The following is a 19,577-nucleotide window of genomic DNA, read 5'->3' on the forward strand; positions in this document are numbered from 1 at the left end:
TGCGGAGACTGCCCCCGACGTCCATAGACCAGCTTCATGGCCTGTTCCTGGTTTGCCGCTGCCGTTTCCAGTTTGCTGGAGAATTGCTCACCGCGGCTGCTCGCTTGCCTAAGGCCCGGCCGGCGCAAGCTCGGCCGCAAGCCCGCGCACCGCCGTCCGCAGCCCCTCGAACATCGCGAAGTTGACGCGGCTTGCGGCCACGAAGATTCCCAGCTTGCGGTTCGGCGACAGCACCACATAGGTCATGAAGCCGCCGATGCCGCCGCTCTTGCCGAGCAGCAGCGGCACGCCGTCGCGCGGACGGCTGACGATCCAGCCAAGCGCCATGCCGTCCGACCCCGTCACTTCGGCGCCGACCACGCGCGACAGGCCGTCATGCGGACGCCAGAGCGCATGGGCGAAAGACAGCGCCGCGCGGGATTTTTCGTCATTCGCCAGATGCCAGCGCATCCAGCGGACCATGTCGTCCGCTGTCGCATACACGCCCGCGCTGGCGAACATGATCTGCGGCACCTCCCAATTCGGATCCGGCTTGTTGAAAGGATCGAGGCCGACCATCAGGCGCGGCTTCTGCCGATCCGACAGGCGCGTGGTGGTGTCGCTCAAGCCGAGCGGACCGACGACCTTGTCCCGCAGCAGGTCGGAATAGGGCCTGCCCCCGGCCTTCGCCAAGGCTTCGCCCAACAACCCGAAACCGAAATTCGAATACATCGCCGTAGTGCCGGGCGTGTAAGCCGGCGCGTTCTGCTCTAGCCATTTCCAATAGTAGTCCCGCCGGAACGCCAGGAAGGGATTGCCGTCGTCCTCCTTCACGGACGGATCGCGCAGTTCCCGCGGCAGACCCGCCGAATGAGTGGCAAGGTCGAGCAGACTGAACGGCTGGTCGCCGAACGATTTGATCGTGACGCCCACCGGGGCGTAGCGCGACAGCGGATCCGTGAGACCGACGCGCCCTTCGGCCGCCATCGCGGCCAGCAGATCGGTTGCGAAGACTTTCGAGACCGATCCGAGCCTGACGATGGATTTTCCATCCGGCTCGACCTTGCTGCCGGGCGCGGTCTCGCCATAGCCCTGGACGACGCTATCGTCTCCGCGCACGACGGCGACGATCAGGCCCGGCGCGCCGGAATTGAGGAACATCGCTACGCCCGTCATCGATACGGCGTCATGCAGGGCGAGATCCTCGGCCCGAACGGCGACGAGCGAACCACCCAGCTCCGCGACCACCGCAACAGCCAACACCGCAATCTTCCACATGCGCGCCCTGCTCTCCACCGCGCGCCGAAGCGGCACGGCGCCTCCACCTGACATCGTCTCGCACCGACGCCCGTCGTCCGGCCGGACCTGTGGCGCAAGGCGACATGCGAGGTCACTGCAAGATCGAAGAATAGCTGCCGACAGATTCGGCCAACCTCGCTCAAATTTCCATAAATCCAAAAAAACGAAATACCTGAAATCAGGTAGGCATCTCTTGCCATCCAAGTAAGAATAACAATTCGTAAACGCCGCTCCGTGGCTTCTGTTTCCTGACAGATCATGTAGAGTTTGATGCGGCTTCGTCACCGCAGCTTCTTGATCCAGAGCAAGGCAAAGATGAGCGCGCGCGCTCCAGAGAATTCCGACCCGCTGCTTCCGAGCCCGCTGCTGCTCGTCGAAGACGAGCCGGTCATGCATGCGCGGCTGAAGTCCATTCTCATGGACCTCGGTTATGCCGAAGAGGCGCTGCGCTTCGCCGTCAGCATCGCGGACGCCCACACCTGCCTTGCCGACCAGCCCTTTGCGATGGTGCTGATCGATGTCGGCCTGCCCGACGGCAATGGCATCGACCTGATCCGCGATCTGCACGGGCAGGATGGCGCCCTGCCGATCCTGGTGATCTCGGCCTGGAGCCACGAGCATGTCATCCTCGAGGCGCTGCAGGCCGGCGCCACCGGCTATCTGCTCAAGGAGCGAGACGATATCGAAATCTCGCTCTCGATCCGCAGCACGTTGCGCGGCGGCGCTCCAATCGACCCCTTCGTCGCCAAGCGCATTCTTGGCATGATCAATCCGGCTGTTCACGCACCCAGCCGACCGGCCACGGCCAAGCGTCCGATCCTCACCGCGCGCGAGGTCGAGATCCTCGGGTTCGTCGCCAAGGGGCTGACCAACCAGGAAATCGCCTCGGCGCTGACGCTGTCGCGGCTGACCGTCGAGTGCCACATCAAGAACGTCTACAAGAAGCTGGCTGTCGGTTCGCGGACTGAAGCCGTGTACGAAGCGCGGATGCATGGCCTGCTCGCCTAGCCGGTTCTTCTTCCTCATTGTGGCATTGCTGATCTTCGGTGAGATCGCTTTCGCCGGCGAGCTGCCTCAGCCCTCGTTCAAAGCCGTCGAAGCGGTGCAGTCCGGCTGGGACGCGGACACGCCTCCGGCCAGCGGTTGGGTCAAGGTCACGCTGCCGGACGACTGGAGCCGACGCTGGCGGGGTTTCGACGGCGTCACCTGGTATCGATTGACCTTCGACCATGCCGACAGTTCGCGGCCGATCGCGGTCATGTTCGACTACTGGACACTCGCCGGCGCGGCATGGTTGAACGGCGCGATGCTGGATCGGGACGCCAGCCTGGTTGAACCGCTCTCCCGCTCCTGGAATGTGTCGCGCTACTTCCGATTGCCGGCCGAGCTTCTGCGCGACAAGGACAACGTCCTGCTCGTTCGCATCTCCGGATTGTCCGCGTATCAACCCGGGCTCGGCGAGGTCATGATCGGCGACGCCGCCGAGCTCAAGTCCCACTTCGCCGGAGCCGAACTGCTGCGGCATGACCTGCCGCTCGTCAGCCTTGCCGTGACGCTGACGCTGGGCGGATTTTTCCTCGTCGTCTGGACGATGCGCCGTTCTGAGACCGCGTACGGCTGGTACGCGCTGATGTCGATCGCCTGGGCGCTCTATAGCTATAATTATGTCGCGATCAGCCCATGGCCGTTTGCGACGACCGACGGATCGGCGCGGTTCACGATGATCGCTTTCATGGCGACCGTCGCCACCTTCGCGATGTTTTGCATCCGTTTTGCGGGACGGCATTTTCGCTTCGTTGAGGGAGGTTTGTGGCTGGGTTTTGCCGCCGGCACCCTCTGGATGGCGCTCGCACCGCCGCACCAGATCGCGACCACGCGTATCATCCTTTCGCTTGCGGCAACCATCGTTTATTTCATCGCATGCTTCCTGTTCCTAGGTCTGACGTGGAAGAGCCGTCGCATCGACCATATCGTTCTCAACATCGTCAACATGATCATCTTCGGCGGCGGCGTCTATGACGTCGCCTTGTTCAGCGGCGTCATCAGCGGGACCATGTACGCTTCCGCCGGCCTGTCGCAATTTCGGCTCGCCAGCATGGCATTTGTCCTGGCCTGGCACTATGTCGCCAGTCTCAAGCGTATCGAGCGGTTCAACGAGGAACTGGTCGGCAAGATAACGGCGACGCGGGAGGAACTCGCGCTCACTCTGAGTCAGCAACACGAGCTGGCGCTCGCCAATACGCGCCTCGATGAACGTGCGAACCTCGCGCACAACCTGCATGATGGACTGGGCGGCACACTGGTCAATAACATCGCGCTGCTCGAGCACTCGCCGATGACGATGAGCGGTGATCGCTTTCTTTCCGTCCTGAAGGAGCTGCGCGAGGAACTGCGCGCCGTGATCGACGTCTCGACTGGATATCAGACCGAGGAGCAAGATCTCTCCGAATGGCTGGCGCCGCTGCGCAGTCGTTTCACGCTGCTCTGCGAAAGTCGCGGTATCGCCTGCGTATGGGACACGGACGGGCTCGCGACCCATCGTTTGCCATCGCGGCTCGGCCTGGACTGGATGCGCATCCTGCAGGAGAGCCTGACCAATGCGCTGAAGCACAGCGAAGCAAGCCGCATTCATATCGGGCTGCGAAGGCGGGATGACCGGCTGCGCCTGACGATCGAGGACAACGGCCGCGGCTTCGATGCCGCGCAGCCGAGGACCGGCGGTACGGGCCTCATCAGCCTGCGCAAGCGCGCAGGCAGGATCGGGGCGACATTCGACATCCGCTCCGGATCAGACGGAACGACACTGACATTCGATATCCCCCGATCAGGCTCTGTCGCTGAGTCCGCGCGGCGCATCTGAGCTATCTGGCCTGCCACTTGAGCTGGGCCACGAGGCGCCGACAAATGCAGCTGGCTTGCCGTCACAGCCGCTGACCAGCTTGTTGGAATGGCGAATCCCAGATCAGCTGTAAGTGCTTGATTTCGCGATGGTGGGCGCACCAGGGCTCGAACCTGGGACCCGCTGATTAAGAGTCTCATGTTCTACGAACACAAACAGGTACTTAGCTGTAAAATGATCATTCAATCGGCCTATATAGATCAATAGGTTACACGTGCATTGTAAATCGCACGCGCAACCCGCGAGCCCTGCGTCCCGAACGTCACACCCTCGTTGGGAAATTCACATGGATATTTGATCTAGGGTCGCGCTTCACGGCGCAACTGATCATCGTTGACAGCGGCGGTTGCGAAAAACTCGTCGACGAGGAGGGCAAGCTTCGAGGCGGTAACGTTGATCACGCGGCGTTTCCTTGGTCGCCCGAGCTCCACGCCGAAACGTTGAGGGGGATCGACGTCGCAAGCCCGTTATTGCCGTTAGCTACGACCGCACGGAATTGACGATCGGGGAATAGATTGTCGCCGCACATGAAGCAAGTGACCAGAGGCTTGGAAGCGCCTTCTTGCTAAAGCCTCGCGACGGCGAGAGACTCACCATAGAGTTGATTGCGGAGCTCGCCAGATCGCTCTCGCTTTTTGATATCGTCGGCGTGACGGAGAAGGAAGCCGGCGGCACTTTCTTTGAGAGGTTGACATTCGTTGCCCGTCTGCGCGCGTTGCTTGATGCGAATGACGTCTACAGGCCCATCCACGTCTTCGGCGGGCTCGCCCCTTCATGATACCTCTCTATTTTTGCCGGAGCCGACATCGTGGACGGCCTGACGTCGTTCCGCATGGTATTCTCCGACACGGGCGCGCGCTATTTGCCGGCACACGCCGCAATGACGGAACCCATGGTGAGCTTGGAAGAGGCCGAATGGCGGAGCCGGCGTAGCAACTTCAGACCTTGGGGTAGACATGCAGACGTCGATCTGTCGTTTCCTACGCAGCGGCGACTACGATACGTTATCCGCCAACAGAAAGATTTGCACCAACGGCCGCTTCAATCGCTGAAGGACTGATCGGCGGCGATGAAGCGCTGTCGCTGGGGTGGCTCGTTCACCGGCGTCATGTTGTGCGATCGGTTTGGCCCCGGAATTTGATCTGCGACCGTTCCGGATGTATCAATGAGACATCCCTCGCGTCGAAACATCGATCGGCCAAGCCTGGGAAATCAAGGGGTTACGCTGGATTTGGTAGCGGGAGAGCGCTACCGCCCTTCCCCACACCCATCGGAGCTGAGATACCTTATTCAGTCTTCGGCGTGGGGGCCCTCACAAAGTGAGCCAAGTGAATTCTGAGAGGCCTCGCCGCCTGGATCGCGACAAAGTCGAGAATGTCGACGATCGGGCCGGCGCGGACGTTCCGATTCTGACCGCCCCCGCGAGCGAAGGATTCCGCTAGAGCCGCTGATTAAGAGGCGTGTGATGGGTCCCCAACAGTTTCGCGGCGTCAGAGGCGCTTCAGGGGAGGCTTTCCGATCGGCCGAGGCGCTTGACCCTGCGCTTGCGGGGCGGCTTTGGGATGTATCCATAGCCCTGACCGGTATCGATCCAGGTCTGTCGCCGGCTGAATGACGCACGAAGCGTACGCTAGTGATGCGAATCATGACACCGGCGGCAGAGCCTCAATATGTTTATCCAGCGTCACGGGATAGTCGCGAATGCGCACGCCCGTCGCATTGTAAACAGCATTGGCGACAGCGGCGGCCACCCCGCAGATGCCGAGCTCGGCGACGCCCTTTGCCTTCATCGGGGAAACCTGGTCGTCAGCCTCCTCGAGGAAGATTACCTCCTGATGCGGTATGTCGGCATGAACCGGCACCTCGTAGCCGGCGAAGTCGTGGTTGACGAAAAAGCCGCGCCGCTTGTCGACGGCGAGCTCTTCCATCAATGCGGCGCCCGCCCCCATGGTCATGGCTCCGATCACCTGGCTCCGAGCGGTCGTGGGATTGAGGATGCGGCCGGCCGCGCACACCGCCAGCATGCGGCGGATCCGGATTTCGCCGGTGAAGCTGTCCACGGCGGCCTCGATGAAGTGAGCTCCGAATGTCGATTGCTGGTAGGTCTTGTTGAGATCACCCCACTCCATCTTATCCTCGACTACGAGCTCGCCGTCGCGGGCAGCATCGACGAGTCGGGCGGAACGGTTGCCGCCGCGCACCTCTCCGTCGGCGAAGGTCGTATCCTCGGAGTTGAAACCCAGCTTCTGCGCGACGGCCTCTCGCAGCTTAACGCACGCGGCATAGATGCCCGAGGTCGAACTATTCACGCCGAATTGGCCGCCGGACCCGGACGAGACCGGGAAGGATGAATCGCCAAGCCGGACCGCCACCCGTCCGATATCGACGCCCATCATCTCCGCCGCGGTCTGCGCGATGATCGTGTAGCTTCCAGTTCCGATGTCTGTCATGTCCGTCTCGACCGTGATCTGCCCGTCGCGCCCCAGACGAACACGTGCGCCGGAACCACGAGAAGATTGTTCCGGAAGGCGGCCGCCACACCCATTCCGACGAGCCAATCGCCATCGCGCCCCTTGCCGGGGACCGAGTTCCGATTCTTCCAGCCGAAGCGCTCGGCACCGTCACGCAAACAGCGAACGAGGTTGCGCTCAGAGAACGGACGCTTCGTGTTCTCGGGGTCGACTTGAGTGTCGTTGCGAACACGGAGCTCGAGCGGATCCATACCAAGTTTTTCGGCCAGCTCGTCCATGGCGATCTCGAGTGCCATCATTCCTGGCGCCTCGCCGGGAGCCCGCATCGAGTTTCCTTCGGGGAGATCCAGGACGGCGAGCCGCATCGATGTGAGACGATTGGCCCCGCGTATAGGAGCCTAGTCTGGTTGATCGCCGTTTCCGGCTGCCCGCCCGGCTGGTCGCCCGATCCGCTTTCATGGGCGATCGCCAAGATTTGTCCGTTCTTGGCGGCACCGATGCGTATGCGCTGGCTGATGGCAGGCCGATGCGTCTTGTTGTTCGGGATCATCGGCCGCGGCAGCGCGACCTTGACGGGACGACCGGCCGCCTTCGCCCCGAGAGCCGCCATGACGGCATCGGAACGCAGGAACAATTTGCAGCCGAAACCGCCGCCGATATAGGGCGAAATGAAGCGGATGTTCTCCTTCGCGATGCCGAGCGTGGCCGCGAGATCTGTTCTGCCCCAATCTATCATTTGGCTCGACGTCCAGATGGTCAGCTTGTCGCCGGCCCAGTTGGCAATCGACGCGTGCGGTTCCGACATCGAATGACTCTGATCCGGAGTCGTGTAATGCGCGTCCAGCTTGACCGGAGCCTCAGAGAAAGCTTTTTCAAAATCACCTGTGCGGTTTTCCGGCGGCGCATCTTTGTCGGTACCGTTTGGATCGGTGGCGAGAGCTGCATTCTTAAGCGCCTCATCGAGATCGAACCTGCCTGCTGTAGGTGCGTAGTCGACCCGGACCAAAGCGGCAGCGGCACGCGCATGTTCGAAAGTTTCAGCCACGACCACGGCGATTGCCTGGTGGTAATGGTCGACCTCAGGACCGCCAAGCAGCTTGGCGGTATTGAACTTGCCCTTGCCTATCTTGCCCGCGTTCTCAGCCGTGACGATCGCGAGGACGCCAGGCGCACGCTGCGCCTCATCCAGATGAAACTTCTCGACGCGCCCCTTCCCGATTGCGGAGCCCACGATGGCACCGTAGGCCGGATGGCCAACGACATCATTGTGCTCGTAGGCATAGGTCGCCCTGCCGGTGGTCTTCAGCGGACCATCGATGCGCGGGTGCGGCCGCCCGACGACGCGCAGACGATCGATGGGATTGGTTTGCGCAGGTGTATCGAACTTCATGGCTGCCTCGCTTCGTTCATGGCTGCGGCAACGGTCCGCTCCACGAGCGGCACCTTGAACGCATTGCTCTGGGTGGGCCTCGCATCGGCAAGCAAGCGGGCAGAAAATCCCTTGGCTCCGCGCGGCAGTTCGGTCTCGGCCGCCTCGACGCGCCACGGCTTCGGAGCGATGCCGCCGACCGCCACGTGGCCGGTGCCGTCGCGCTGGAGCACCGCCGCGACGGAGACCAGGGCGAACGCATAGGATGCGCGGTCGCGGTAGACGCGCCGGCCGCCGATCGGAGGCGGCAGTGTCACCGCGGTGATCAGTTCGCCCGGTGCAAGCGAGGTCTCCAGGTGCGGAGTATCTCCGGGAAGACGATGAAGATCTGCCATCGCCGAGCCCGCGGATATAGCCCAATCGGCCAGCCGTTTCAGCGACATCTTCCATCAGCCGGGCGCGAATATCAGTGAGCCGCAGCGCTTCGTCGGCGGTCCAGATTCCCGCGATGCTCCACGCCGCCATCTCGCCGACGCTATAGCCGGTGACGGCGGTCTCCTCAGTCAGCAGGTCCGCAATGCAGGCATGGATCGCGAGCGTCGATGTGACGGTGAGGATCCGCGAGAAAAGGATCGTCCACCTGCACCAGCAGACCAGCGTCGACGATCGCGCGTTGCTCCTTGTTCAGCCCGGCAGTGAGTGCGTGGATCGCGCGCGCAAGCGAGTTAGCTGCCGAGCAACAGCTTCCTCGCCTCGCTAGGCGAAGCCGGCCTCGATCCGTGCCGCGTCACAATCCGAGCCGCCTCTTCGACAAGCTCCGCGTTGCTCCCGGCAAGCTTACCTTTGGCGATGTAGAGATTGTCCTCGAGGCCGACGCGCACGTGCCCGCCAAGCTCGCACGCCGCGGCGGCGATCTTGAACTGGTCATGCGAAATGCCGAAGGCACTCCAGAGCGCTCCGGATGGCAGCATGCTGCGCATCAGCTGCAGCACGTCGGCTTGGGCCGGCGCGCCCCAGGATACGCCGAGACAGAACTGGAAGAAGGTGGGAGCTTTCAGCACCCCAATTTCCAGCAGATGTTTGGCCAATCGTATGTGGCCGAGATCGAAGACCTCAATCTCCGGCTTGATGCCGGCGTCGGATATCGTTCGCCCCATGAACTCGAGATCGCTCACGAGGTTGACCATAGCTATTCGTCCGAAGTTCAACGTCGCCACGTCGAGGCTGCAGATTTCCGGCTTGAGCTTGAGGATATGGTCAAGCCGCTGCTGTGGCGTCATGGGTGGGTTGACTCCAGGGGCTGGCTGCAGCCGCAAACCATCTGGAGCATATAGGGAGCCCGGTCCGCTGGTCAGGTTGATGATGACACCCGTCGAGGCCCCCCTGATGCGCTCCACGACCTCCGCGTAAAGGTCGAATTCGACCGACGGTGCGCCCGTCGCGGGGTCGCGCACATGAATGTGCACGACCGCAGCTCCGGCATTGGCCGCATCAATGGCTTGATCGGCGATCTGCTTTGGCGTGACAGGGACCGCCGGACTCCTGCCGACGGTGTCCCCCGCACCGGTCAGAGCGCAGGTAATGATGGTCGGATTGGACATCGACTCACGCTGCTCCCAACTCTTACTGGTGCTCGGCGTCGATCAGCACGAAGGCGACCCTGGCGATCCTGTCGGAACGATTGGACCACGCATGGTTGGTACCGCGCTGGATCAAGACATCGCCGGGCCGCATCAGCGTCTCGCCCTCGTCGAGCAAGGCCCAGATCTCTCCCTCCAGCACGATCGCGTAGTCGAGCGTATGCGTCTTGTGGAAGAAGAAGTGCCGCGCCTTGGTGTCGAAGGCTTCGGGGCTGCCGATCCCCGCCCTGAACCTCTCGAGTTCGTCGCGAGAGTAGAGGCTGTCCGGCGGGAATTCGGCGATACGCAGAACGTTCCCTCCGGCCGGAGGCTCGATGGGGAGAGTGCGATCCCCTGGAGCGGTTTCCTCCTGCTGCACGATGTCCGCGGGAGTTTTGTCGGCAACCCAGATTACGGTTCCTGCCAACCCCGGTGTCCCCGGCACAACATGCACGTTGGGTGCTGCACCATCGAAGACAATGACCGACCGGCCATCGGCGCGATGGCCGGTCACGATACGGCGAACGGGTTTTGCCATGATGATGTAATTCTCGATTGGATCTGAGCGGATTGGGTTCGGGCGCTACCAGCCCTGACCGGGCTGTCTCAGGCGGATCACCAGAACTTCTGGCGCTTCTCGGGCCACCAGCGCTTTTCTTCCGGAGGTCCGATCTTGGTGCGAAGCGTACCGATCCGAGAGACCTCGAGTTCAAGGACGTCGCCGGCTTCAAGTTTCCGGCCGATCTCCAGACCGGATCCGTTGCCGACGGTGCCCGAAGCAAACAGGTCTCCCGGCTGCACGTATTCCGAGATCGACATGTAAGCCAGCGACTCACCGGGCGTCCAAATAGTCTCGGCACTATCGCCGCGCGAACATTCCTTGCCGTTGATGCGAACCGCCATCTCAAGATCATCAAGACGGCCGATCTCATCCATCGTTACGATCCACGGACCGATACCGAAGGCACAATCCTTGCCCTTTCCGGGGCCCATGCCGATCTTCATCTCGAGCTTCTGGATGTCGCGCGCGCTGAAATCGTTGAAGATCGTCACGCCGAAGATCGCCCGCTGCGCCTCGTCGGGCGTCAGGTTGTGGCAGACGCGCCCGACGATGTAGCCAAGCTCCAATTCGTAGTCGAAATAATCGGTATAGAACGGCTTGGGCACTTCGGCATCGTGCCCGACGGCGGTGAACGGCGTACCCTTGAAGTAGCCCGGAATCTCGAGCAGCGCCTCGGTCGGCTCGGCCCCAATGCGCTCATGGAATTGCTTGATGTGCTTGACGAAGGTGAGGCCATCCCGGATGACTGGCGGATCGATCGCGCTCAGCCAGTTCACGCTTGAGATTGCGGTAGAGGCATCATCGGCGCGCGCCTGTACGGCCTCGTGAGCAGTCTCCAGGAAAATGTCGCCGAGAGCGATCGCAGCCGACATGCTGCCGGGGAAGATCGCGGACGCGAACCGCTGGGCAGCTTCCTGCGTGGCGCCCTTCGCCCGCAGCCGCAGGATCTCCGCGGTTGCAAGGTCGATCACCCTGCTCTTCGCGATGTCCACCGCGACAAGACGGGTCACGGATCCGAACGGCGTTGCGACTGAAATTCGTCCGAGTTTCACGTCTTTCCTCCGATATTATTATACGATACGGATCGTATCTATTGTCGGATCGGATGTCAAGTTCGCCCCCGTGCCGGCTTTCAACAAGACTCGCGGGGACCGTTTGTCGAAAGACATGACGCCGTGCTACGGAAACGGATAGGCTCGATTTTCCATTTGAGTTGCTCGACACTGGCCATGGCATCAACCGTTCAAGCAAAGCGCGCGTCCAAGGGGGCTGCCGCACGCGGACCAATGAGTCCGCAAGACCCCGAGGCATCGGATCCAAGACCAATCGGAAGGCCGCGCGATCTCGCCTCCAGGCGGTCGATACTGTCGGCTACGATGAGCCTGCTACAGACCGTGTCAGTCGGCGATCTCGCCATCGAGACTGTCGCGCGGGACGCAAGGGTTTCCAAAGCAACGATCTATCGGTGGTGGGACAGCAAAGGCGCGCTGGTCATCGACGCGTTCATGGAATCCCACTTCAGCAATACGCCAATGCCGACCGCAGTTGACCCGCGGACGGCGATCAAGCGGCACCTCACCTCCCTTGCGCAATATTTCAGCGGGCGGGCCGGAAAGCTGGTCGTGCAGATCCTGTGCGAGGGTCACGACAACAACGCGCTGTTGGCAGAATTCAACGAGCGCTTTGCCAAGAACCGTCGGCGTCTCGTTCAGGAAACCTTCGAGCGGGGACAGCAGGAAGGACTGTTCAGGCCGGACATCGATGCCGCATGGGCCGTCGAGATGCTGTACTCGCCAATCTATCGACGCTTGATTTTCGGCCAACCCCTCGATGGAGAGTTCATCGAGCTTCTTTGCGGAACCGTCGACTCGTTATTCTCGACCGATGTCAAATCGAAGACGTCACGGCCGAAATCAAGAAAATAGTTCGCGGGCCCGCACGTCTACGCAATCTCCGCGCCAGCGAAAGGTTCATTGATCTGCTTGCGACGCGGGGCCACGATGGCCAGCGAGGACACTGCGGTGGCCACGGCCTCGTTCTCGCGGTCCAGAAGCTGCGCCCGTGCGAACACGACAGTTTTTCCGCAGCGCTCGACCTCAGCAACTGCCCTGAAGTCACCCGGTCTTGCTGATCTCAGACAAGAGATATTCATATTGATCGTGGCGACCGAGAGCCGGTCAGGAATTGCCAACAGCGCCGCATAGGCCATGGCGAAGTCCAGCATGGTCGCAACCATGCCGCCGTGAACGACGTCCTCGGCCTGCAGGAACTGCCGGCCGACGACAAACGACAGTTCGATGCGAGATCCTGCGATCTCGATTTTTTCGAGTTTGGTACCTAGCGATTCGGCGAGAGCGCTCGACTTGACCGTGGCCGGCAACCCATCTCCCGATTGGTGTTGGCGTAAAAGTATCTGGTCCAGGTTCATCGTTGATTCCGCGTTGCTATCGAGATTACGCAGCGCTCGGGGCGATCGCACGGTCACGGAAGACCGAGAAGCGACCGACCAGGCAAAGAGCGAACGCGACGAGCAAGCAGGTTACCGCGACCGCAAACCAGGGGAGATAGTTACCGGCCCGGTCGTAGAGCGTCCCGGCCAGAATCGGTCCACCCCCACCGCCGATCGACACCGCGAGATAGATGCCGCCAAATAGCGTGCTGAAGTGAGAGGGCGGGAAGCGTCTGCCGACCAGGAAAAGAGCTAGATCGAACTCCGATCCAATGGTGAAGCCCATGGCCAGAGTTCCCGGCAAGATCAGTTCCGGGCTACCCGATGCCAACATGAGCACCCCGCAGGCGGACAATAGGAAGATTGCGGCCGCAAGCAGGTTCGTTTCGACGATGTCCAGGAGGAATCCCGTGATCAGTCGCCCGGCAATGACTGCGAAGCCGATCAGGCCGGCCAATCCCACAGCAGTTGCTGGCGCGATACCACGGTCCGTCAACATTGGAACGAAGTGGACGATCGTACCGAAGATGCCGGTCGAGGCCAGCAGGAAGATGGCGGCGAGCAGCATGAAGCGCCGGTCGACGTACAAGCCCCAATTCCGCTTTGTCGCGCCGGGATCAGATTTTTCGCGCCCCGCCTGACTCTTCAACAAGAGCGTGATGATCGGAATCGTGCCGAGGGTCAGCGCGGCCAATCCCATGTAGGCGCCCCTCCATCCGTACGCACCGAGTAGCCGGCCGACCAGAGAGGGAAACATCAGGGCGGCAAGTCCGGGTCCGCAATAGACAATCCCGTACACGAGCCCCAAGCGCCTCGGAAAATTGCCGACGACCATGCGCCCGTAAGAAACCGGGGTCGTCGCACTGCCAAGAATAGCAAGCACCAAAGTGAGAAGAAGGAAGCTGACCAGCCCCTCGGTCGCAATTCCCAATGCCAGGAATGAGAAGGCCAACCCTGCTGCCGACAACAACGCCATCCGCAAAGCGCCGAAACGGTCCACCAGGCGCCCCGCAAAGGGACTCGCGACGCCAATGGTCAGAATTCCGACCAGCGGCCCGAGCGAGGCCATTCCACGAGTCCAGCCGAACTCCGCGGCCAGCGGCTTGAGAAACAGGCCCGCGGTGTAGAAATAGATCGATGAGACGCTCATCATCATGCCGAGCAGGCAGCCTGCAATCAGGTTTCGGCCGCGCCAAAGCTCACTTTGCGAACTAGTTTCGCCCTCCATCCCTTCCTCCCGCGAACTCCGCATCAGGTTTATTTTTATTTACTAATCGTATCGTTTCGAAATTACGCGGTCAAGGCGTCCCGCGCTCCAATGCATGGGCAAGGCGGCTTGAAGCTCGAAGCGAGGACGCGGAAGTAGCCGAGGCTCTCTAATGTTCAAGCGAGCCTAAGCCGCCACATCGTACCTGGCAGGCGGGCTCGAAATAGAAATCCCTGGCAGGTCAAACTACCCGAGGGCGTCGCGATGACGACGCCCTCGGCCGAAACAACGCGCTACTTGTGGAAGCGCGGGAGCGCCGGAGAAGCCGGAGCGTCAGGCGCCCAGATGCGATAATTGAGCTGGGCGAAGACGGAGAAGCCCTTGGTGATCGAAGCCGTGTCTATTCCCGGGGGACCCGCTGTGCCACCCGAAGCGGTCGATGATAGCTCCTGTGTGCCCCAGACCGAGATGCTCGCCGGGCCGAAATCGTACCCGACCATACCGCCGGCAGCCCAGATGTTGTAGCGATTGACGTTGATGGCGCCGCCGTAGAAGGCACTCGACCTGTCGTCGGTTATTTGTCCCGCGTAGTATGCAACCGGGCCAAACGTCCACTTCCCGATGGTCTTTGTTGCCGTGAATTCCGCGTGGAGCACATCACCGCTGCGGTAGCTCGTCCGAGAATTTGCCGTGTTGATCTCGTCGAACACGTTGACCGTGAGATTCCACCCATCTTTCAAGTAGGAAACGACCAAGTTCGGCTGGAATGTCCACCAGGGGTTCCCCACATTGGAGAGGCCGGCCGGCCCCTGCAGAGTGCCCGTCGGCACATACATGCCTAAGCCGGCTTTCACGAAGAAACCGCTATCACCCAGTCTCCAGCTCAACTCGTTCGCCAGGAACATGTTGTGCAAACCCGACGGGTTGATATCGATCGGAGGACCAACGCTCGCTGAAATGAATGGCACCACCCCAACGACGTTGTAGGAAGCGCCGAGAAAATTCCAGCCCGGCACCCAGAGCAGGCCTTGCGCGAAGACGTCGGCCTTCACGCCGGTCGACGCCCCCCCGGGTTAACCGGAGCTCCCGGACCGACCAGCTTCGATTGATAGGTGAACATCTGATCGAAGCCGTAAAGCCCTGGCGGCGGTGCCGCGGCGGCAGCTCCGAGAACGATTCCGGGCTTCTGAGCCCAACCGGATGATCCAAACTCATACGCGTTTGCGACCGTAGCAACAGCCGACAATGTCAGCACTCCAGCCACGACTGCTGCGTTGCGCTTCTTCATCATTCCCCTCCCGCGTTCTTGAACGTCCGTTTCAACGGAACTGTGCGCCAGTTTCCGCCAAGCGGATTGCGGGGGTACAGCAGTACAAAATTTGCGCCTCATCAATATCTACGGCGCATTAATACTTAAATATTCCAAGACGTTACTTTACGACAACGAACTTGTATTTTAGGTACAAGTAATAGATTGCAGCATACGATTTACTTTACTTGGGGCGTTGCAACACTCGTTGACGGTCCGGCAGAGAGCCTCACTCCCGGGCTTGGGCTGCCCAGAAACTCGATCCCCGCGGCTTCGAATGCTCGACGTATCTTCGTGACGGTCTCGACATGCGCGCCCAAGGGCGCATCCTTGAAGCCTTCCAGCCGGCGGACGGTCGAGATGGCCACTCCCGACCGCACCGCGAGATCATGCTGCTCCCAACCGAGGAGCGACCGCGCTGCTTTGATTTGACGCGCGATCAACAACATCGGCCCGGTCGCCCTACTGTGCTTCTGCCAGTTCAAGCCTGATGGTCCCGCCCAACGGAGTCAGGCTGCAGACCAGAGCGATGAGCGCGGCCGCGCCGGCGGTCCATCCAAATATGCCGATGGCAGCGTCGAGCCCGCCGAGCCCCGCGGCGAGAACGCCCGCGATAACCGGACTGAAGAACTGTCCGATATAGAACGCGCCGGCGAACCCGCCAGACCCGAGCCCCCGTTGCTCGAAAGGAAGCCTGGACATGATCCACGTCAAATGGAGCGGGATGACGAGGCCTCCCCCGACGCACGCGATGAACGCTCCAACGACTGTAACCTGAGGAGACGCGGCCGCCGAAACGATCGCGAATCCACCTGCAAACAAGACCAACCCGCAGGTCAGCAGACGCATTACGGGTTGACGCGCGAAAGCCTGGAAAAGATAGGACCCGAGCGGAACGCCGAGGTTGGCAATAGCGCTTGCGAAACCGATGCTTTCGGGCGTCGTGAAGCCGCGCGAATTCAGAACGAAGCTAAGCTGAACGGGAACCACATAAAAGGCGATGGAAGCGAACATCGTCATCACCCAAAGCGGTGCGATGTTTCGCCAAGGGAATGCCCCCGATGCCCGAGCGCCTTCGGTAAACTGATCGACCGGATTGGTCGGCTCCCACAGGAAGAAAAAGAAAAGCGGTAACAGCAAGATCATGGAGCCGTAGACGAGAAACGGCGTGTGCCAACCCGAAGCCAGCCCGCCCAAGGCGCCGCCCAAGCCGAACGCGAACACAGCGATCACGGACGCAGAACCGAACTGAAACGCGAGCCATCGCTCACGTGCCCGACCTGAAAAGTAATCCACGGTCAAGACGGTGGCAACCGCGGTCAATATCGCCTCTGTAGCGCCGACGATCATGCGGCTGGCGATGATGTGATAGATGTCGTTGAGCCAAAACGGTGCGGATCCCGCGATCGCGTAAACGACAATGGCAGCCATTAAAGAGTGCTTGCGCCCGAATTTTCTCACCAAAACCCCAACGAAGGGGGAAAGGAGCGCGATGATTACCGCAGGCCCGGCAAGCACCGTCGTAACGAGCAGTTGCGCATTCGGTAGATGTGCGAAATCCTTCATCATGAAGGGCAGAACTGGCGATAGCAGAACCACTCCGAACACGGTCATCCATGGTGCAGTGGTCAAAATCCAGCCCTGCAACGCCCCCGCTTGTCTCGTCACGCATCCCTCCTCTGATAATGTTTTTTTTCGATAGTCGAGAATTCAGCTTGGTCGCTGATTCAGACAGGCGCGGCCAGGAACGCGTAGCCTTCGCGAAGAAGGCCCATCGAATAGTCCCGACCATGCTCCGGTTTGCGTTCTTCCCGGCAAATGGCGTATGCGATGTCGTATACGCGCCTCGCCCTTTCCTCGCGCCGACGGCAATAGCCCACGAGCGCAGTCTCCAGATCGTCGTTCCGATCCAGCTCCTGAGAGAGAACCAGCGCATCCTCAATCGCCATACCGCCGCCGGACGTCATTTGCGGCGTCAGCGAATGGGCGGCATCGCCCAGCAGCACGACACGGCCACGGTGCCAGGGAGCCGGCATCATCAAGACATCGAATGGGCGGTAGCTTATGTGCTTGTCCGCGCCGACCATTTCAGCAGCCGTGACCAGTTCGGGCGCCGTAAAGGGGGCGAGCAGATTACGGAGATAATCGCACACCTGATCTTGCGGGATGCGAAGCTTTTCATCCGTGCTTTCCAGGAAGAACAGGTAGCACAATTCCTTCGACAGCGGCAGCGAGCCCACCATGCGACCTGTCGGAAGACGGTATAGGACGAAGCCATTCATGGCCTCGGTGCGGGAGACCGTGTAACGCCATACCCCCTGGCCGGCATAATGCGGCTTGAACTCTTCGCCGAAGATTTTCTGGCGCATCTTCGAATAAACACCATCCGCGGCAATCAGCAGATCGGCGCGATCTGTCTCGCCGTTCGATAGGTGAACCGTCACCCCATTGTCGTCCTGATCAATCTGGGTGACCGTTGTATTGAAATCGATCTTCGCGCCGCTCTTCGTCGCAAAGTCCTCCAGGACCTGCCCCAAACGCGGGCGCATGATCCCCAGCGCAGCCGGACGATTGGGGTCCCAAATTCTTGGCGATGATTGCTCGCTCAGGACCGTTCCCGCACCATCGCGCACCGACACGATGTCCCAACCATAGCCGCCTTCGAGGCAGGCATCCACCAATCCCAGTTCGGCGAGTGCTCGCAAGGCATTCCCTAGCAGCGTAATGCCGGTGCCGATCCGGTCACGCCTGTCGCCCATTTCAATGACTCTGGTGGATACACCTGTCCGCTGAAGCGCATGGGCGACCGTCAAGCCGCCGATCCCGCCGCCCACGACGAAAGCCTTCTTCACCGCGCCCATGTTATCCTCCTCCTCGTGGTATTCTATTTTTTGGCTCGCGCGTCCTACACGGGCCACGCAATGATCAGCAAACCACTCCTCATCGCTCGCTACAGCGAGACCGCGATGTACTTGGTTTCGAGATATTCCTTGATGCCTTCGGTCGAACCTTCGCGCCCCAGACCGCTTGCCTTGCTGCCGCCGAAGGGTGCGGCAGGGTCAGACGCCAGCCCCCTGTTGAGCGCAACCATGCCGCTCTGCAGTTGCCCCGACAGGCGCAAACCTCGCTTCAGATCCTCGGTGTACAAATAGGAGATCAGTCCGAATTCGGTGTCGTTGGCGAGTTTCATGGCGTGCGCCTCGTCGTCGAACGGCACGATGGGCGCAACGGGTCCGAAGATTTCGTTCTTCAGGATGGCTGCATTCTCAGGGACGTCGGCGAGGACTGTGGGTGCATAGAAATGGCCTGGGCGGTTGAGCCGGTGCCCGCCGGTAACGACGCGCGCGCCGCGCGCGATGGCATCCCGGACGAGTTCGTCGATCTTCAACACGGCCTCGGCATTCACCATTGGGCCGAGCTGCGTATCCTCGTTTGCCCCGTCACCGATCTTGAGCCCCGACATCCGTCTGGCCAGCCCTTGAGTGAAGTCTTCGTAGAGATTGCGCGCTACGTAGAACCTGTTTGCTGCCGTGCATGCTTCTCCGCCGTTGCGCATCTTCGCGACCATGGCGCCGTCGAGGGCGGCGTTGAGGTTCGCATCATGACAAACCAGAAACGGGGCGTTGCCACCAAGCTCCATCGACGTGGTGAGAACCTGGTCGGCGGCCTCTCTCAGCAGAATACGACCGACGTCGGTTGAGCCAGTGAATGAGACAGTCCGCACGCGCGGGTCGTGCAACATCGCACCAACCGACTTGCCCGACTGAGAGGTCACGATCACATTGATCGCGCCCTTTGGGACGCCCGCCTTCAGCATGATTTCAGCGATCGCGAGTGCGGTCAGCGGAGTTTCCGTCGCAGGCTTGAGCACGCAGGTGCAGCCGGCAGCAAGGGCCGGCGCCATCTTGCGCGTGGCCATGGCTGCGGGAAAATTCCAGGGCGTCACCAGGACGGCAATGCCTACGGGCTCATAGGATACGAGAATATGGTTCTGTCCCGAAGGCGCCAGGCTCATCTCGCCGATGATCCTCGGCGTTTCCTCGCTGTACCAGCGAAAGAACTCGGCAGCGTAGCGTACCTCCCCCAGCGCGTCTGAGTAAGCCTTGCCATTCTCGAGCGAGATCAGGCGCGCCAACTCCCTCTCCTCTGCTATCATCAGTTCGAAGCATTTGCGCAGGATTTCGGCCCTTTGGCGCGGCGACGTGGCGGCCCACGCCGGCGCGGCGGCCGCGGCGGCATCTACGGCAGCAAGCGCGTCCGCCACGCCGGCGTTGGCGACATGAGCGATCACTTCATCATTCGAGGGATTTCGGACCTCGATCGTCGCGCCAGTTTCGCTATCCCGCCAATCTCCGATCAGGATAGGGTGGCGGCCGGACTGATATTTCCTGGCAATCGTCATGTCCTCACCCTG

The 19,577-nt window shown here is 61.2% G+C and carries 15 protein-coding genes and 3 pseudogenes; 5 read left to right on the forward strand and 13 right to left on the reverse strand.

All coding sequences use genetic code 11. The annotated features are described in order from the left end of the window. Nucleotides 1-108 precede the first annotated feature (108 nt). Nucleotides 109-1,293, reverse strand: coding sequence for a D-alanyl-D-alanine-carboxypeptidase/endopeptidase AmpH (ampH, locus tag CV770_RS26155; RefSeq protein WP_245453865.1), 1,185 nt, complete (start codon nt 1,291-1,293; stop codon nt 109-111). Nucleotides 1,294-1,548: 255 nt separating this feature from the next. On the opposite strand from ampH, the gene CV770_RS26160 reads away from it, so the two are divergent. Continuing rightward, complete coding sequence (locus tag CV770_RS26160) at nt 1,549-2,286, forward strand: response regulator transcription factor (RefSeq protein ID WP_245453866.1); 738 nt, start codon at nt 1,549-1,551, stop codon at nt 2,284-2,286. 66 nt (nt 2,287-2,352) lie between these two features. On the opposite strand, the gene CV770_RS42205 is transcribed toward CV770_RS26160, so the two are convergent. Beyond that, nucleotides 2,353-2,538 carry a hypothetical protein gene (locus CV770_RS42205; RefSeq protein ID WP_161500029.1) on the reverse strand — a complete coding sequence of 62 codons (186 nt, stop codon included), beginning with the start codon at nt 2,536-2,538 and terminating at the stop codon, nt 2,353-2,355. 205 nt (nt 2,539-2,743) lie between these two features. Between CV770_RS42205 and CV770_RS26165 the strand changes: the two genes are divergently transcribed. The 3 genes and pseudogenes from CV770_RS26165 to CV770_RS43450 all read left to right on the forward strand — a co-directional run. Continuing rightward, the gene (locus CV770_RS26165) at nt 2,744-4,138 is read left to right on the forward strand and encodes a sensor histidine kinase (RefSeq protein WP_210203161.1); all 1,395 of its coding nucleotides are present in this window, start codon (nt 2,744-2,746) and stop codon (nt 4,136-4,138) included. 601 nt (nt 4,139-4,739) lie between these two features. Continuing rightward, entirely contained in the window at nt 4,740-4,955 is a 216-nt protein-coding gene (locus CV770_RS26170) for a hypothetical protein (RefSeq protein WP_104464404.1), read from the forward strand. A 690-nt stretch (nt 4,956-5,645) separates the two neighbouring features. Continuing rightward, nucleotides 5,646-5,792: pseudogene (locus CV770_RS43450) on the forward strand (oxidoreductase); the annotation flags it as partial. A 28-nt stretch (nt 5,793-5,820) separates the two neighbouring features. On the opposite strand, the pseudogene paoC reads toward CV770_RS43450, so the two are convergent. From paoC to CV770_RS26205, 5 genes and pseudogenes are all read right to left on the reverse strand, one after another. Then, nucleotides 5,821-8,038 (reverse strand): annotated as a pseudogene (gene paoC / locus CV770_RS26180) (aldehyde oxidoreductase molybdenum-binding subunit PaoC). Further along, nucleotides 8,035-8,412, reverse strand: a pseudogene (locus CV770_RS26185) (FAD binding domain-containing protein); the annotation flags it as partial. The pseudogenes CV770_RS26185 and paoC, both read right to left, overlap by 4 nt. Before the next feature lie 330 nt (nt 8,413-8,742). Beyond that, complete coding sequence (locus CV770_RS26195; RefSeq protein ID WP_104464405.1) at nt 8,743-9,618, reverse strand: beta-keto acid cleavage family enzyme; 876 nt, start codon at nt 9,616-9,618, stop codon at nt 8,743-8,745. Nucleotides 9,619-9,640: 22 nt separating this feature from the next. Then, nucleotides 9,641-10,174 carry a cupin domain-containing protein gene (locus tag CV770_RS26200; protein ID WP_104464406.1) on the reverse strand — a complete coding sequence of 178 codons (534 nt, stop codon included), beginning with the start codon at nt 10,172-10,174 and terminating at the stop codon, nt 9,641-9,643. A gap of 77 nt (nt 10,175-10,251) precedes the next feature. Beyond that, nucleotides 10,252-11,250 carry a fumarylacetoacetate hydrolase family protein gene (locus tag CV770_RS26205; protein ID WP_104464407.1) on the reverse strand — a complete coding sequence of 333 codons (999 nt, stop codon included), beginning with the start codon at nt 11,248-11,250 and terminating at the stop codon, nt 10,252-10,254. Between the two features lie 234 nt (nt 11,251-11,484). Here CV770_RS26205 and CV770_RS26210 point away from each other — a divergent pair, with 234 nt between their 5' ends. Further along, nucleotides 11,485-12,123, forward strand: coding sequence for a TetR/AcrR family transcriptional regulator (locus CV770_RS26210; RefSeq protein WP_283811370.1), 639 nt, complete (start codon nt 11,485-11,487; stop codon nt 12,121-12,123). Between the two features lie 17 nt (nt 12,124-12,140). Here CV770_RS26210 and CV770_RS26215 read toward each other — a convergent pair whose 3' ends face one another. The 6 genes from CV770_RS26215 to CV770_RS26245 all read right to left on the reverse strand — a co-directional run bounded on the left by CV770_RS26215 (nt 12,141) and on the right by CV770_RS26245 (nt 19,565). After that, nucleotides 12,141-12,626, reverse strand: a complete 486-nt coding sequence (locus tag CV770_RS26215; RefSeq protein WP_104464409.1) for a PaaI family thioesterase — start codon at nt 12,624-12,626, stop codon at nt 12,141-12,143. A 25-nt stretch (nt 12,627-12,651) separates the two neighbouring features. Further along, the gene (locus tag CV770_RS26220) at nt 12,652-13,875 is read right to left on the reverse strand and encodes an MFS transporter (RefSeq protein ID WP_104464441.1); all 1,224 of its coding nucleotides are present in this window, start codon (nt 13,873-13,875) and stop codon (nt 12,652-12,654) included. A gap of 272 nt (nt 13,876-14,147) precedes the next feature. Beyond that, entirely contained in the window at nt 14,148-14,906 is a 759-nt protein-coding gene (locus tag CV770_RS26225) for a SphA family protein (RefSeq protein WP_104464410.1), read from the reverse strand. Nucleotides 14,907-15,625: 719 nt separating this feature from the next. Next, complete coding sequence (locus CV770_RS26235; RefSeq protein ID WP_146101352.1) at nt 15,626-16,831, reverse strand: MFS transporter; 1,206 nt, start codon at nt 16,829-16,831, stop codon at nt 15,626-15,628. 59 nt (nt 16,832-16,890) lie between these two features. After that, nucleotides 16,891-18,024 carry an FAD-dependent oxidoreductase gene (locus CV770_RS26240; RefSeq protein ID WP_104464413.1) on the reverse strand — a complete coding sequence of 378 codons (1,134 nt, stop codon included), beginning with the start codon at nt 18,022-18,024 and terminating at the stop codon, nt 16,891-16,893. 89 nt (nt 18,025-18,113) lie between these two features. Beyond that, complete coding sequence (locus CV770_RS26245; RefSeq protein WP_104464414.1) at nt 18,114-19,565, reverse strand: NAD-dependent succinate-semialdehyde dehydrogenase; 1,452 nt, start codon at nt 19,563-19,565, stop codon at nt 18,114-18,116. Nucleotides 19,566-19,577: the final 12 nt, after the last annotated feature.

The organism is Bradyrhizobium sp. AC87j1 (assembly GCF_002936975.1).
Classification (GTDB): domain Bacteria; phylum Pseudomonadota; class Alphaproteobacteria; order Rhizobiales; family Xanthobacteraceae; genus Bradyrhizobium; species Bradyrhizobium shewense.

Excerpts from the sequence above, each read along its gene's own strand:
- CV770_RS26160 (WP_245453866.1), top strand. The coding sequence starts at position 1,549 with ATGCGGCTTCGTCACCGCAGCTTCTTGATCCAGAGCAAGGCAAAGATG.
- CV770_RS42205 (WP_161500029.1), bottom strand. The coding sequence starts at position 2,538 with ATGACCGCGATCGGCCGCGAACTGTCGGCATGGTCGAAGGTCAATCGA.
- CV770_RS26165 (WP_210203161.1), top strand. The coding sequence starts at position 2,744 with ATGATCGGCGACGCCGCCGAGCTCAAGTCCCACTTCGCCGGAGCCGAA.
- CV770_RS26195 (WP_104464405.1), bottom strand. The coding sequence starts at position 9,618 with ATGTCCAATCCGACCATCATTACCTGCGCTCTGACCGGTGCGGGGGAC.
- CV770_RS26200 (WP_104464406.1), bottom strand. The coding sequence starts at position 10,174 with ATGGCAAAACCCGTTCGCCGTATCGTGACCGGCCATCGCGCCGATGGC.
- CV770_RS26210 (WP_283811370.1), top strand. The coding sequence starts at position 11,485 with ATGAGTCCGCAAGACCCCGAGGCATCGGATCCAAGACCAATCGGAAGG.
- CV770_RS26215 (WP_104464409.1), bottom strand. The coding sequence starts at position 12,626 with ATGAACCTGGACCAGATACTTTTACGCCAACACCAATCGGGAGATGGG.
- CV770_RS26220 (WP_104464441.1), bottom strand. The coding sequence starts at position 13,875 with ATGGAGGGCGAAACTAGTTCGCAAAGTGAGCTTTGGCGCGGCCGAAAC.
- CV770_RS26240 (WP_104464413.1), bottom strand. The coding sequence starts at position 18,024 with ATGGGCGCGGTGAAGAAGGCTTTCGTCGTGGGCGGCGGGATCGGCGGC.
- CV770_RS26245 (WP_104464414.1), bottom strand. The coding sequence starts at position 19,565 with ATGACGATTGCCAGGAAATATCAGTCCGGCCGCCACCCTATCCTGATC.